The organism is [Bacillus] caldolyticus, from assembly GCF_003595605.1.
Taxonomy (GTDB): Bacteria; Bacillota; Bacilli; order Bacillales; family Anoxybacillaceae; genus Geobacillus; species Geobacillus thermoleovorans.
In genome coordinates this window covers 1,542,528-1,556,452 of sequence record NZ_CP025074.1, presented here as the reverse complement: position 1 = coordinate 1,556,452, position 13,925 = coordinate 1,542,528, and the positions used below count along the sequence as shown (strand labels likewise).

Sequence of the window (13,925 nt, the reverse complement as noted above, 5' to 3'; positions counted from 1 at the left end):
TTATCCTCCTTCCGCATGGCGCCAAAGGCGGCTAAGCTGTTGAAAACGCGGCGTGACGATCAATAAACTTTCATAATGGCCGTAAGCGGCAGCCACCGTCGGCACGAGCCGCATCAGCGCGTACGTGAGCGCTTGAAGCGGCACGCTCGGGTGGAACCGACCGACCGCTTTGAGCATCTCGTTCGTTTCTGCCATGGCTTCGGCCGTGCGAAACAGCACGCTTAGATGATATTTTGCTTCGTTTCGTTCAAGCGGTCCGCTAAGAAGGGTGGAGACGTGTTCGCTGAGTTCTTCGGCCAATGCGGCGAGCCGTTGAAAAAGCGGATAGGTATACCGATGTTCTTGCACGTATGGGCGCAGCTGTTGCTGGATCGTTTCATTGGCCGCTTGAATGTCGCTGAGCAGACCGCTTATCTCTTTTCGATTGTCCCATTGTTCATTCATCGCGATCCTGTTCTCTCCCTAACCATTTTTCGACTTTGCAAACGCCGTTTTTAAAATGCGGCTGTTTTGACACTTGATCCCACGTATCGAGTGTCAGCTCGTTTGCCGCTTCCTGCTCAAGCAGTGATCCGTAGTGAAACGGAAGAAACACCATGCCCGGCAGCACGGAGTCGGTGAGGCGAGCGCGAACGATCACTTCACCGCGGCGGCTTGAGACGCGCACCCAGTCGCCCATTTGGATCTGCAAGCGGGCGGCGTCGTCCGGATGAATTTCCGCATACCCTTCCGGAGCCGACAGCTGCAAAAGCGGAGCCCGCCCGGTTTTCGTCCGCGTATGCCAATGGAAGACGTTGCGCCCGGTATTCAGCCAAAACGGGTATTCCCGATCCGGCCATTCGAGCGGCGGCGACCAGTCGATCCCGTACAAAATGGCGCGTCCGTTGGCGCCGATGGCGGCGAACTCTTCGCGCGTCCGCGCCCGTCCTGTCCGCATGTCGCGACCGTATGACTCAGCCTCATCGACAGCCGTCGGAAACACGTTGTCGGTGTACAGCCGTTTTTTTCCTTCGGGATATTGTTCGTTGCACGGCCACTGAATGCCCCCAAGCCGTTCGATTTTTTCATAGGTCATGCCCGACATGTCGCACGGACGACCTTTTGAGACGAGGCGCCATTCGTTAAATGCCTCCTCGGGTGTGCGGTAGGTGATGAGCGGACGCCCGCTTCGGTCGCGAAACCCCATGCGCCGGGAAAATTCGATCAGCAGCTCCAAGTCGGACGGCAAGCCGAACGGCGGGTCGACCGCCTTGCGAAGCACGTTGACGCGCCGCTCCAAATTCGTCATCGTGCCTTCCTTTTCTCCCCATAAAGCGACCGGGAGAACGAGGTCGGCGAACTCGGCTGTTTCGTTGAAAAACGGATCTTGGACAACAAGGAACACCTGTTTGAGCAGTTCGATCACCCGCTTGCGGTTCGGCAGCGAAACGGCCGGATTGGTGGCGATCACCCAAAACATGCGGATGTGCCCTTCCTCGATCAGCCGAAGCATCTCCATGACATGCGTTTGCGGGCCGACCGGCAGCGTCTCGACATCGACATTCCATAAATCAGCGATTTCTTGCAAATGTTTCGGGTTTTCATCGTTCCGGTATCCGGGGTAAAAGCCGGCGCCGCCGACTTCGCGGTTGGACATCGAGCTCGGCTGCCCGGCGTGCTGAAACGGCCCCGACCCCGGCTTGCCGATTTTGCCCATGATTAAGTGCATCGAATTGACGAGCGAGGCGGCGGCCGTAGCGTCCATGCTTTGATAGACGCCTTGCAGCAGTACGGTGACGGTTGTTTTTGACGTGCCGATCCATTCGGCGCACGTTCGCAAATCGCGTTCTGGCACACCGGTAATTTGTTCCACCACTTCGGGCGTGTAGCGGGCGGCCGTTCGCTCGAGCTGCTCATACCCAACCGTATAGCGTTCGATGTAGCCGCGGTCGATCCAGCCGTTGGCGATGAGCAAATGAATCAGCCCGTTTAAGACGGCGACGTTCGTGCCGCTTTTCGGCCGGAGCGATAAGTCAGCCATTTTTTGGCTGATGTCAAGGCGCGGGTCGATTTCCACAATTTTGGTGCCGCGCTTCCGCCGGGCATCGAGTACCCGCTCCCAGAGGACGGTATTCGTCTCGTTTGAGTTCCGGCCGATAAATACGATGACTTCCGCAACATCCAAATCGTCAAGGCAGGCCGGAGGACCGTCGGCGCCGAAGCTTTGGATAAGCGACCATTCGGCTGTCGCCGTGCATAGCCTTGTATTGGCGTCAACGTGGTGGGTGCGCAAACCGGCGCGGGTGATTTTCGCGATCGTATAATATTCCTCTAAATACAGCTGCCCGCTATGGTAAACCGCGATGCTCTCCGGGCCATGAGCGGAAAGTAATTCTTTCGTTTTTTCCACCAGCAGCGAAAGGGCATCGTTCCAGCTTGCCGGTACGAGTGTTCCGCTCCGGTTGCGGATGAGCGGCCGGGTCAGCCGGTCAAGGCTGTTGTTCGCCCACCATTGGTTTTCTCCTTTCGGGCCGAGCCGACCGCGGTTGACTGGGTAGCGGACATTGCCTTTAATGCCGACGATGCGGTTGTCTTTGACCGCGATGTAGCAGCCGCAGCCGTTCGAGCAAATGCCGCAAGTGGAATACACCCACTTGTCAATTTCGCCTTGCGTATATACGCACATATCTTCGCGCGGCGTCTCCCAAGCCATAATGTCATCTCCTCACGAAGGATAAATGATCGGTGGTGATAATCGCTCGCAGCTGCTGGTACGATGGATACGAAGATGTGTAGCGGATGGAACGGTACGGCAAAAACGGGGGAGGTGCAGGCGTCGTTGCTGCGTAGATGGGAAGCTGTGACGACGGCACACCTGTTTCAGCGCGAAACGGCGGCGTGATGAGCTGCCAAAAGGCAAGCGGCGGCAGCGAATGCGGCATCGGTTCGCCCCCTTTCAAAAAAGGCTCTGCTATCATTATATTTCTGTAACAAATGCCCATGACTGAAAAACAAAGAAGCCAGCTGTTGACAGCTAGCTTCTTTTTTGATCCGTTTTTCCTTTCCTGAGCCGTCCGGCCCGCTTCGCTGCCTCCTTCAGCAAAAACTCGATCTGGGCGTTGACGCTGCGAAACTCGTCCTGCGCCCATTGTTCGAGCGCGGCATATAATTCATGGTCAATGCGCAGGGGAAATTGTTTTTTCTTTGCCATCGCACTCCACAACCGTTAATATAGACTGCCGGTATTGATCACCGGCTGGGTGGCGCGCTCGGAGACGATCGCGACCATTAAGTTGTTCACCATTGCGGCTTTTCGTTCATCATCTAACTCTAAAATGTTTTCTTTGTCAAGTTGTTCAATCGCCATTTGCGCCATCGAGACAGCGCCTTCGACGATTTTTTTCCGGGCGGCCAAAATGGCGGCTGCTTGTTGGCGTTGGAGCATGGCGCTCGCAATTTCCGGGGAGTACGCCAAGTGAGTGAGGCGCGCTTCCATCACCTCGACTCCGGCGACACGCAATCGCTCCTGCAGCTCAGCGGCGAGAACATCGGAAATAATATCGGCGTTGCCGCGCAACGTAATCTCGTTGTCGTCTTCAAACGTGTCGTACGGATATTTTGTCGCGACATGGCGAATGGCGGCTTCGCTTTGAATCTCGACGAATTGTTCGTAATCATCAACATCGAACACAGCCTTGGCTGAATCAATGACGCGGAAAACGACGACGGCGGCAATTTCAATCGGATTGCCTTGAACATCGTTCACTTTCAACTTGTTGCTCGTGAAGTTGCGCACGCGCAGCGATACTTTCTTTCGAACGGTGAGCGGCACGGTGAAAAACAGCCCGCTGTCGCGAATCGTGCCGAAATAGCGGCCGAAAAAGGTGAGTACTTTCGCTTGATTCGGCTGAACGATCGTGATGCCAGTCGCCAAGAGGGCGGCAAGGGCGAAGCAGAAAACGGCCAATAAGAGCTGCACTTGAATGAGGCTGACAAAACCAGCCATAACGAAAAGGGCGATGCATCCGATGCCGATAAATCCATCCATGCGCCATGCTTTTTGTTCTCTCATACCTATCCCCCTAATAGTGTCGATTTGATATTTATATGATATCATATAATCAAAAAAATGGAAACAGGGATTGATCATGTTAAGACGAGAAGAGGGATTCGCCCATAGCTCGCCACGAGGCAGATGTTTCTAACTATTTTCCATCCAGAAGCATAAAGGGCGATCGTTCAGCCTGTTAATGTTTTAATGTGCTAAAAAATGGAAATTCATAATTGACATCGCATTCATTGTCATCATACAATAGAAAAAAAGACCAATAGGTGTGTAGAAGCAATGGAAACACGACAAGCGCGCATCGGCCGGCTGGCGCTTTTGCTGGCGATGCTTGACGAGGGAGAGGAAGAAGCGGCCCTCGGCCAGCTCGAGGCGCTCGCTTGGCGCTATTGTCAAGGGCGGGTCGGGGCGATGGAGCCGCAAAAAATCGTCGCGGCAATTGAGACGGCGGCGAAACGGCATGGAGTGGTTGACGGTGGCTTGTACCGTGAGATGCACGCCTTATACCATGCGATTTTAGAGGCAGTGCATGGCGTGACGAGAGGGCAGGTAGAGTTAGGAGATTTGTTGAGAACCGCTGGCCTTCGTTTCGCCGTGGTGCGCGGTATGCCATATGAACAGCCGAACGAAGGGGAATGGATCGCCGTTGCGTTGTACGGGACGATCGGCGCTCCGGTGCGCGGGCTCGAGCACGAGGCGGCCGGGCTCGGAATCAATCATATATAAGACGGTAAGTGCCTAGAGCAATAAGTCATGAGGAGGCGAACGCTGCCATATGGCAGGGCGCCTCCTTTTTTGTTTGCCCAGGCGTTCGATTGAGAAACCAAACGAAGGGAGATGAAATGATGATCGTATTGACCGGGCATACATTGACGATCGATGAGGTAAGACGTGTTGTCTATGAACGGGAGCGGGTGGCGGCCGATGAGGAAAGCATGAGGGCTGTCGAGAAAAGCCGCGCGGCAGTGGAACAAGCGATCTCCAATGGACGGACGATCTATGGCGTGAATACGGGTTTTGGCAAACTCGCCGATGTGCGCATTGAAGGAAGCGACCTTGAACAGCTGCAAATCAATCTTCTTCGCTCGCACGCTTGTGCCGTCGGCGAGCCATTTGCCGAAGATGTCGTGAGGGCGATGCTTCTTTTGCGGGCGAATGCGTTGTTGAAAGGGTATTCCGGCGTGCGTCCGGCGGTCATTGAGCAGTTGCTCGCATTTTTGAACACCGGCATCCATCCGATCGTGCCGCAGCAAGGTTCCCTCGGCGCCAGCGGCGATTTAGCGCCGCTCGCCCATTTGGCGCTGGCGTTTGCCGGCGAGGGAGAGGCGATGTACCAAGGGCGGCGGATGCCTGCCGCCCAAGCGCTTTCACAAGCGGGGATTTCACCGCTTTCCCTTCAGGAAAAAGAAGGGCTGGCGCTTATTAACGGCACGCAGGTGATGACGGCCGTCGGAGCCCTTGCTTACTTAGAGGCGGAACAACTGGCGTATGACAGTGAATGGATCGCGGCGCTGACGATTGAGGCGCTTTATGGCATTGTGGACGCGTTTGACGCCCGCATCCACGCAGCCCGCGGGTTTCAGGAGCAGGTGGAGGTGGCGGAACGGCTGCGCCGCTATTTAGCTGGCAGCCAACTCACAACAAGGCAAGGGGAGCGGCGCGTGCAAGATGCGTACTCCATCCGCTGCCTCCCGCAAGTGCACGGAGCGTCGCTTAGGGCGCTTCGTTATGTGAAGGAAACGCTTGAAATCGAAATGAACGCTGCTACGGACAATCCGCTTATTTTTGCGGACGGGACGGCGCTCTCTGGCGGCAACTTTCATGGCCAACCCGTTGCGATCGCCATGGATTTGTTGAAAATCGCGGTGGCGGAGCTGGCCAACATCAGCGAACGCCGCATCGAACGGCTTGTCAATCCGCAGCTTAGCGAAGGCTTGCCGCCGTTTTTAAGCCCACAGCCCGGCTTGCAGTCGGGAGCGATGATTATGCAATATGTCGCCGCTTCGCTCGTGTCGGAAAACAAGACGCTCGCCCATCCGGCCAGCGTCGATTCGATTCCGTCATCGGCCAACCAGGAAGACCATGTCAGCATGGGAACGACCGCCGCCCGCCATGCGTACATGATCGTGCAAAACGCTCGAAAAGTGTTGGCGATTGAGCTCATTTGCGCTTTGCAGGCTGTCGAAGCGCGCGGCATCGAGCGAATGGCCCCGTCAACGAGGCAGTTTTACCATAAGGCGCGCCGCATTGTTTCCTCCATTACAGCTGACCGCGTCTTTTCTGATGACATTGAAGCGGTGGCGGCGTGGTTGAGCGAAAGGGCAAACCATCACTTTCTCCGCGATGAAGCGAAAGCTTAGAAGTCTAGTGAGAAAGAGCCAGGAAGTTGTGGGGTTGCAAGGTTTTTCAACTTGAGAAATACTGTTGGAGGACAGCATTTCCCCTTGAATCACCAGCTTTTTCAAGAAGGGCAAAGCATAGTGGGCGTAGAGGCGTGAGAGCGTTCAAGGATAGGTGTTTGAAAAAATGGTAGTTATATAGACCTTTTCCGCTAGAGATAGGGAAGCAGTCATCAGTGAAGATGGTTTGCTTCCCTAACTTTTTCTACGGAGTTCGGACGATGCAGTGAGCCTTCCCCATAATTGGTTAGGACGAGAGCATTGACAGTCTATTCCATTGTTGTCCCCCAGTCGAATTTGCAGTATGATGAAGAAGAGAGACAAAGGGGAAAGGGTGGGTATATCATTGACAATTTCTGCCGCGGCGCTGTTGGCGTTATGGAAGATTATTGCGATTGATATCATTTTGTCTGGGGATAATGCGGTCGTCATTGCGATGGCGACGCGGCGGCTGCCGAAAGACCAGCGAAACAAAGCGATTTTTTGGGGAACAGCGGGGGCGGTGTTGCTGCGCATCTTGTTTGCAGCCATCATTGTCTTTTTACTGAACATCCCGTTCGTTCACTTCGTTGGCGGATTGCTGCTTGTATGGATCGCCTATAAAGTGCTTGTCGAACGGGAAGAGGAAGCGAACGTACAATCATCAGACCGGTTGTTGAAGGCGATTGCGACGATTATCATTGCCGATGCAGTGATGAGCCTTGATAACGTTGTTGCTGTGGCCGGGGCGGCCGAAGGGCATCTTGGCATGCTGGCGCTCGGGGTAGCCATCAGCATCCCGATTATGATTTTCGGCTCCAAAGCGATCGTCCGGGTGATGGAACAACATCGATGGATCGCGTACGTTGGCTCCGGCATTTTGGCGTGGACGGCCGGAAAGATGATGGCGGGGGATGAAGGGGTGCTGCATTGGTTTCACCTTTCTTATGGCCCGTTCGTCTACGCGGTTGCCGCCGGCGTGACGATTTTGGTCGTGTCAGCTGGCTATATCACGAATAAAAAGGCCGAGCGTGAAGAAGGGACGTTGATTTGAGCGGTTGGGGGTGGTGTGATGCCATGAACATCCGACGCATTCTCGTGACGGGAAGGCTTTATGCCGAGCTTGCCGCCCTTCTCCCGAACAAGCGGCCGGATAAAGAGTTTCGCTTTGTGGCGGAAGAAGAATTGACGGCCAATGATTTCGCCTGGGCGGATGCGTACGTCGGCTTTCGTCCGGCCGGGCCGTTTTCGCTCGCCAATTTGCGCTGGGTGCATTCGCTCGGCGCGGGCGTTGACGCGTTTTTGTGGAAGCGGGAATGGAAGAAGAACGTGTTGCTGACGCGGACGATCGGGTCATTTGGCGAGCAGATCGCCGAATATTGCCTCAGCTACTTATTGCGCGACGCCCAATGTCATGACGTGTATGCATGGTATCAAGAACAGCGGCAGTGGAAGCCGCTCGCTCCGAAACGGCTTGGTGAACAGCGGATTGTCATTTATGGGACGGGTGAGATCGGCCGGCGCATCGCGGAAACGCTTCGTCTGTTCGGCGTTTCGCCGATCGGCGTATCGCGAAGCGGCCGAGACACGCCGCCGTTTTCGGCTGTTTGCCGCCATGAAGAGGCGGGGGAAGCGCTTGCTTGCGCTGATTGGGTGATCGCTGCGCTTCCGCTGACAGAGGAAACGCATCATCTCTTTGACGAGACGTTTTTTGCCTGTTTGCACAACGCGGGCTTTATCAATGTTGGGCGTGGGGCGACGGTTGATGAGACGGCGCTTGTCGGCGCCTTGGAAAACCGAAATGTCCGCCTGGCGGTGCTCGATGTGTTCGAAGAAGAGCCGCTGCCGCCGCACTCGCCGCTTTGGGTTCATCCGAATGTCATCATCACCCCGCATATCGCGGCGCTGACATCAGTTGACGCCGCCGCCCATAGCGTTTTAGACACGCTCCGCCGCATCGAAACGGGCGAACCGCTCGCCAATGCGGTCGATGTGAGCCGGCGGTATTGAACCGGCATTTCGCGTCTTAACCGCGTCACAAAGGTTTTTTAGTAATTTTTTTGACCAGCACAACGAGCGATGACAGCTCTTTTTTGGCCATCGCTCTTCCCTCCTTGTGACATTCAATGTCAATGCTTTCGTCCATGCCCAAACCTTCCACAATCTTTCGCTGATCAGGGGGAGCGGGCGGCCCGGTGCGTCCCACGTATATTCGGCTGCGATGTTGTTGGCCTTTGTCTCATAAAACAAGCGAATCGAGTCGCCGTTGTTGGCAAAAGGGGGAACATTGAAAAAAATCTGTCCCATTGCGGAAAATGCAGTTGATTTGGTAAATTCAGTTTTGTTATGATAACAATAGTTAAATAATCTATGGATTGGAAAATAGGGAAGGCGAAAAGCAAGGGCGAGTGGCTGGCGTTGGCAGTGGCCGTCCTTGCAAGCAGGAGTGTTTCGCTTCTCCTTTCAATCCGTCTTTCTAGGGTTCGAACGGTAGTTCACGAGTTTTATTGCCATTTGAGTTCAACTTTCTCATATATCATAATCAATTGTGATGATCTGCTGAAAACGCAACTTGTTTCCACATCCCTTTGCGATTCCACAATGACCACGGAACCCACCTTTCTTAACTAGGCATCCAGCAGGTTTAACTCATTGTCATTGACTATATACATGCTCATGGAAAAATGAACATTTGCCTTCTCCTTCAACTAACTTCCTCCCCCCCGTGGCTCAGCTTGTAGATTGAGCCCGCAGGATCTGTAAAGGAAGTGTTGCAACGCTTAGGGTGTGCAGGATAACGGAGAGGTTAACTCTTCTTGTTGCATGTATATAGCTACTATATAGCTGTCATTAAAAGAGGAGGTGATCCACGAGATTAGGATGGCTCTGCGGTGTGTTTCTCAACTGAATTGGATTCGCTCAATTCCTTTTTCTGTTTTCGATAGAGCCATTCCCGCATTTTAAACATGACAGTGGAGCTGATCAATAAGGCAATCAATGTTCCATACAGGTGGCACTGAAAGCGAGCCCCTTTCATCGGTTTGAATCGATGAATGTGAAACAGGGATTTCCATGTCTTAAATACCACCTCAATCTGCCAGCGAAGAGAATACAGCGTATGAATTTCGTGCAAAGAGGTATAAATCGCTGGAATATTGGTGATATATACATATATTGGGTGGGGGCGTCGCGTCACGTACGCGGCCCCTTTTTGTTTCGCCTTCTGTTTCCATTGTCCTTCCTTCTGTCGCTCCTGTTCTTCTGTCAGCCGATACACAATAAGCCGCGGTTGATGAACTTTCTTTCCACTGACATACGCATGTTCCAGTTCCATGGTTTCTCCCGGTTGCAGCACCGCAAGGAAATCCTCTGGTTCCCATTTTCGAAATCGGTCCCCTTCTTTTTGGTAAATCCCTACATTGTGTTTGAGCCGTGAAATATAAAAGGCCCCGGCGTCATGAATGGCTTGCAATCCCTCAAGCGAAAAATAGCCTAAGTCTTTCAAACAAAGGTCTCCCTCTTGGATGGTCGATAGAAGGGACGCTCCGCAGGCGGCGTCGTGATGACGGGCATCTTCGACGTCCACATGGAGAACCTTCCCTTCTAGCCATTCATATTCCAGCTGAATTTTCACCCCAGGCCCCGTACATCCCTCGTAAATCCCCTGGATTTCAGGAGGCAGTTGAAACGACGTGGAATCGAGAATGCGAATCCGGAGAAACAGCGAATGTCTTGGACATAAGCGACGGGCCTCCTGAGTCTGATGAATGAGCAGTTTTTCAAACACCGCTTTGAGGAAACTCACCGCTTTTTCATGAAACCGTTGATTGAGCCCTTCCGCACTCAGAGAGGTGTTTTGCTTGAGAGCTAGAGCACTGCAAAGCTGCACCAATGATTTTTGACCGCCTCCTTCCTGGAGAAATGTGCAAAGTGCCACGAAATCATGGGCGCGTGACTTCCCCTTTCGTTGAATAAATTGATGATCTCGGGCCATATGTTCAAGTTCTTCGCACGATAACACGCTTCTTAATCCGTCTAAAAAACAATGCCATTCTTCTTGGAGAGATAAGGACGTCTTCAAAAAAACCACCCTTTCTAAGACATTATGAGGTCTTCAAAAGGATGGTCAAATGAGGCATATATTTATTCCTGTTTTCTTAACTTGATGGCTATGGAGGGTGTCCCAAAAGGATCGGGACACCCTCTTTCGTCTCTATATATACGCACTGACTGCTTCTTCTGTACTATATTTTGTGCCTATCCTGAAGACAGACGGCCTTTTGGGTCAGCTCCATGAAAGCGAGCCGTTTTCTTAATATTGAATGATTCTGAAAAAAATGGTATCCTGTAATCGCCACAAGGAGGTGAATCCATGCCGACCATCACGCTAAGGCTGGAGCTGCACAACCCAACGAAAGTGAAACAGGGCATGTATGAACGGATGACAGAAGTGAATACCGCGTTTGCGAATTGGCTGTTGAATCATCCCGAGCTGAATCAAGCGACGAGCAAAATTTTTAAAGAGTTTTCGTCGCAGCGGTTTCCTTCCGCCGTCGTGAATCAGACGATTCGAGAAGTGAAGTCCCAAAAGAAAAACCAGAAAACAAAGAAGTTTCGAACATTATGGTGTTGCTTTAACAATCAAAACGTAAAGGTGGAAAAAAAAGGAGCGTTCTACACGGTTTCCTTCCCCACACTCGAGAAGCGAATCGGCGTGCCGGTCGTCACGCGCCCCTATCAAGAAGCGTGGCTGAATCGGCTGCTTAACGGAACCGCCAAACAAGGGGCAGCCAAGCTCTACAAAAAGAGAAAGAAATGGTACTTGGCGATCGCGATCACCTTTGACGTGGAGCCGCGACACGAAACAAAGGTGATGGGGGTTGACCTTGGGCTTCGCTATATCGCCGTTGCCAGCGTGGGAACGAAATCGTTGTTTTTTAAAGGGAACGAATGCGCCTTCATTCGCCGACGCTATGCGGCTTTGCGGCGAACGTTGGGCAAAGCCAAAAAGCTCCATATGATTCGTAAAATCGGGCGTAAAGAATCCCGTTGGATGAAGGATGTCAACCACAAAATCAGCCGTCAAATCGTCAACTTTGCGCTCGCCAACGGTGTTGGCGTGATTCGGATGGAAGATTTGACGGGCATTCGGAAACGGGCAGCATCGCCCAAAGAAGCGGGGCGAAGCCTTCATTCATGGGCGTTTCATCAACTGCAAATGATGATTGCCTATAAAGCCGAAATGGCGGGCATTCGCGTTGAGTGGGTGAATCCAACCTACACAAGCCAAACGTGTAAATGTGGTTATCGAGAGAAAGCGAACCGAAACGGCATCCGCTTCCGATGCCAAAAGTGCGGATACACCCTCCACGCCGACTTAAATGGCGCCATCAACATCGCCAAAGCGATTTCGGGCTTCGCCGCCTAACCTAGCGCACTGGTCACAGGTGCGCCGCCCATTGGGGTACATCTTAACCCGATGGGACGGGGTGATGGCACACCCCTGAACTTGGGCGTGGTCCGAACCAGAAATGGATGAGGACGCGAACGACCCAAGAATCCCACGCCTTTAGGCGTGTGGAGTGTCAATATTGGGTGAACTAACTAAGAAGTGCGATGATAGATAATCCAGCAACAATCCAGTCTGCTATGGACGCATTTCAAAGCTAAGATTCTGCTTAAGCTGTGGGAGCGGAGGAGGATGAAGTGCGCATATGCATCCCGTTGGTTTTAATCCTTGTAATTGCTTTTTTTTCAGGATGTCAGCAGCAACAGACTGTGCCAGGGTATCAAGACATCCCGCTGCATCCACAAGCGAGTGACATTCGTTCGGTGGATGAACGGGTGGAGTTTGTTGTTGCGTCTTCTTCGGCGGAGGAAGTGGCTGACTATTATCTTGACGAATTGGAGAAACGTCAATGGACTCAAGTTGACAGGTGGGGGTCAGCTTTCGTGTATGAGAAGAAGGGAAGGCAGATTTTGCTGGTCGTTACGGATGTGAAAAATCACGCGAAAGTGTCTGTCAGTCCGTTCCACCCGAATTGATCAAGACGTCAAACCGTTGCGAACAACCACTTTTGCCGCATCGAAGTCGGGAAGCCGCTCGCCAATGCGGTCGATGTGAGCCGGCAATATTGAAGGAAAAAGATGTCTCCAAAACACAATGGGACGCCTCTTTTCTATGGCATCATTGTGAAAGGAAGAAGGAATGTTAGAAATCCTGTTGAAATTTACAGAAAAAGCCGTCTGAAAGCCCACGGTTTCAATCGTGGGATGAAAGACGGCATTGCTCGGCAATCCCTTAAGAGGATGGCTTCGAGCCACCATTTTTCTCTTTAGGTGTGGAATCTTAAAAGAAAAGGGGGCGAAGCCATGCCCACGATCACACTCAGGCTGGGGAGGCACAACCCAGCGAAGAGTGTCGTCTGGTTCGATAGAGCGGGCCAACTGCTTCGCTTGGACGGCGATGTCGTTCGGATAGAGAATGCGGTTCGTTTTGAGCATGGCGATGACGTGAAATCCTTTTTTATATAGATGCAACGAAAGCGTTTAACATATCCTTAACGGAAAAGCGGCTTGTCTATTTTTGACTGTCGAAGGCAAGCCTGTAGCTTGCCTTCGTCACGCCTTAGCGTGACGGAAGACCGAACAACGACCCGCTTCACAGACCCATACATGGGTCTGGAAGCGGCGTTGTTCGGTCACCCGACAGTCGATCCAATGACCGGTAAAAGCTATAAATGTTAAAGCTTTAAATTGCATCTATATAGACAAGCTTTCACGAGCGCCTGCGATGGATACTACGAGTCCATCAGCACATAAACGGGACGGCGTACATCCCATTTTGTTTCGATGTCAATTTATGTTGGCGAATTTGCTCATCTACAGTTAATTAGTGAGAAAAAGACAGTAATCACGAACATGGATCGGTTAATGGTTTTTTGAAACAGCACTTGGGTTGCGGCGATTATACGGGGTGTGCAACAACATTTGTTTAATCGCTTGATCAGGTTCGATTTCTTTGAATCATTTCGAAAAAAGAAATGTATAAGATTATGATGATGTTTTATGAAAAAAGGGGTGTTGCAACAGCAACAAGAAAAAGGCATGACTAATCCAAATCATTATAAGGTAGGTGGCATTTTACTTTTATGAAACTTAGATTTTCTGAAAAAAGTGGAATATTCATGAAGGTTCTCTTGTTAGTTATTTCATGGTTTATTATTTTATTCAGCTTGATGATTCAAAATTCTGATGCGTTCATTTATTGGTTTAATCCAAGCGTAGTATCAATTAGTGATGAAAGGTATTTTTATACTTTAGTTCCTACCTTTCTCAATATCCTACTTTTATTTTTCCAAATTAAGTTTTTGGGGGTTAGAGAGAGAAAAACAACTATCCACAAAATCTTGTTTGTTACGCTTATCATTAATAGTATATTGTTTTTATATTATGTTATTTACCAATTTTTCTGGTAAATCGAAAATTATTGGCGCGTTAAC

At 51.7% G+C, this 13,925-nt stretch carries 12 protein-coding genes and 1 pseudogene; 6 read left to right on the top strand and 7 right to left on the bottom strand.

Features of this window, described 5'->3' with window-relative positions:
• From CWI35_RS08200 to CWI35_RS08180, 5 genes are all read right to left on the bottom strand, one after another.
• Window positions 1–444 (bottom strand): hypothetical protein, encoded by a 444-nt coding sequence (locus CWI35_RS08200; RefSeq protein ID WP_014194861.1) that lies wholly within the window; start codon window positions 442–444, stop codon window positions 1–3.
• Window positions 437–2,692 (bottom strand): molybdopterin oxidoreductase family protein, encoded by a 2,256-nt coding sequence (locus CWI35_RS08195; protein ID WP_023633774.1) that lies wholly within the window; start codon window positions 2,690–2,692, stop codon window positions 437–439. Before CWI35_RS08195 ends, CWI35_RS08200 begins: the two co-directional genes overlap by 8 nt.
• Before the next feature lie 4 nt (window positions 2,693–2,696).
• Window positions 2,697–2,921: a hypothetical protein gene (locus CWI35_RS08190; protein WP_014194863.1), complete on the bottom strand. Its 225-nt coding sequence runs from the start codon at window positions 2,919–2,921 to the stop codon at window positions 2,697–2,699.
• Window positions 2,922–3,013: 92 nt separating this feature from the next.
• Window positions 3,014–3,190, bottom strand: a complete 177-nt coding sequence (locus CWI35_RS08185) for a type II toxin-antitoxin system antitoxin (RefSeq protein WP_014194864.1) — start codon at window positions 3,188–3,190, stop codon at window positions 3,014–3,016.
• A gap of 15 nt (window positions 3,191–3,205) precedes the next feature.
• Window positions 3,206–4,051, bottom strand: coding sequence for an SPFH domain-containing protein (locus CWI35_RS08180; RefSeq protein ID WP_047757530.1), 846 nt, complete (start codon window positions 4,049–4,051; stop codon window positions 3,206–3,208).
• 273 nt (window positions 4,052–4,324) lie between these two features.
• Between CWI35_RS08180 and hutP the strand changes: the two genes are divergently transcribed.
• From hutP to CWI35_RS08160, 4 genes are all read left to right on the top strand, one after another.
• Window positions 4,325–4,771: a histidine utilization transcription antiterminator HutP gene (gene hutP, locus CWI35_RS08175; RefSeq protein WP_014194867.1), complete on the top strand. Its 447-nt coding sequence runs from the start codon at window positions 4,325–4,327 to the stop codon at window positions 4,769–4,771.
• Window positions 4,772–4,890: 119 nt separating this feature from the next.
• The gene (gene hutH, locus CWI35_RS08170) at window positions 4,891–6,405 is read left to right on the top strand and encodes a histidine ammonia-lyase (protein WP_011229889.1); all 1,515 of its coding nucleotides are present in this window, start codon (window positions 4,891–4,893) and stop codon (window positions 6,403–6,405) included.
• A gap of 343 nt (window positions 6,406–6,748) precedes the next feature.
• Window positions 6,749–7,477, top strand: a complete 729-nt coding sequence (locus CWI35_RS08165; RefSeq protein WP_171011207.1) for a TerC family protein — start codon at window positions 6,749–6,751, stop codon at window positions 7,475–7,477.
• A 23-nt stretch (window positions 7,478–7,500) separates the two neighbouring features.
• Complete coding sequence (locus tag CWI35_RS08160) at window positions 7,501–8,433, top strand: D-2-hydroxyacid dehydrogenase (protein ID WP_119877646.1); 933 nt, start codon at window positions 7,501–7,503, stop codon at window positions 8,431–8,433.
• Window positions 8,434–9,337: 904 nt separating this feature from the next.
• On the opposite strand, the pseudogene CWI35_RS08155 reads toward CWI35_RS08160, so the two are convergent.
• Window positions 9,338–10,504, bottom strand: a pseudogene (locus CWI35_RS08155) (IS4-like element ISGka3 family transposase); the annotation flags it as partial.
• A gap of 291 nt (window positions 10,505–10,795) precedes the next feature.
• Between CWI35_RS08155 and CWI35_RS08150 the strand changes: the two are divergent.
• Window positions 10,796–11,851 (top strand): RNA-guided endonuclease TnpB family protein, encoded by a 1,056-nt coding sequence (locus CWI35_RS08150; RefSeq protein WP_081130915.1) that lies wholly within the window; start codon window positions 10,796–10,798, stop codon window positions 11,849–11,851.
• Between the two features lie 278 nt (window positions 11,852–12,129).
• Complete coding sequence (locus tag CWI35_RS08145; protein ID WP_047758454.1) at window positions 12,130–12,468, top strand: hypothetical protein; 339 nt, start codon at window positions 12,130–12,132, stop codon at window positions 12,466–12,468.
• On the opposite strand, the gene CWI35_RS08140 is transcribed toward CWI35_RS08145, so the two are convergent.
• Window positions 12,469–12,927 carry a hypothetical protein gene (locus CWI35_RS08140; RefSeq protein WP_162924014.1) on the bottom strand — a complete coding sequence of 153 codons (459 nt, stop codon included), beginning with the start codon at window positions 12,925–12,927 and terminating at the stop codon, window positions 12,469–12,471. It lies immediately after the preceding gene.
• Between the last annotated feature and the right edge of the window lie 998 nt (window positions 12,928–13,925).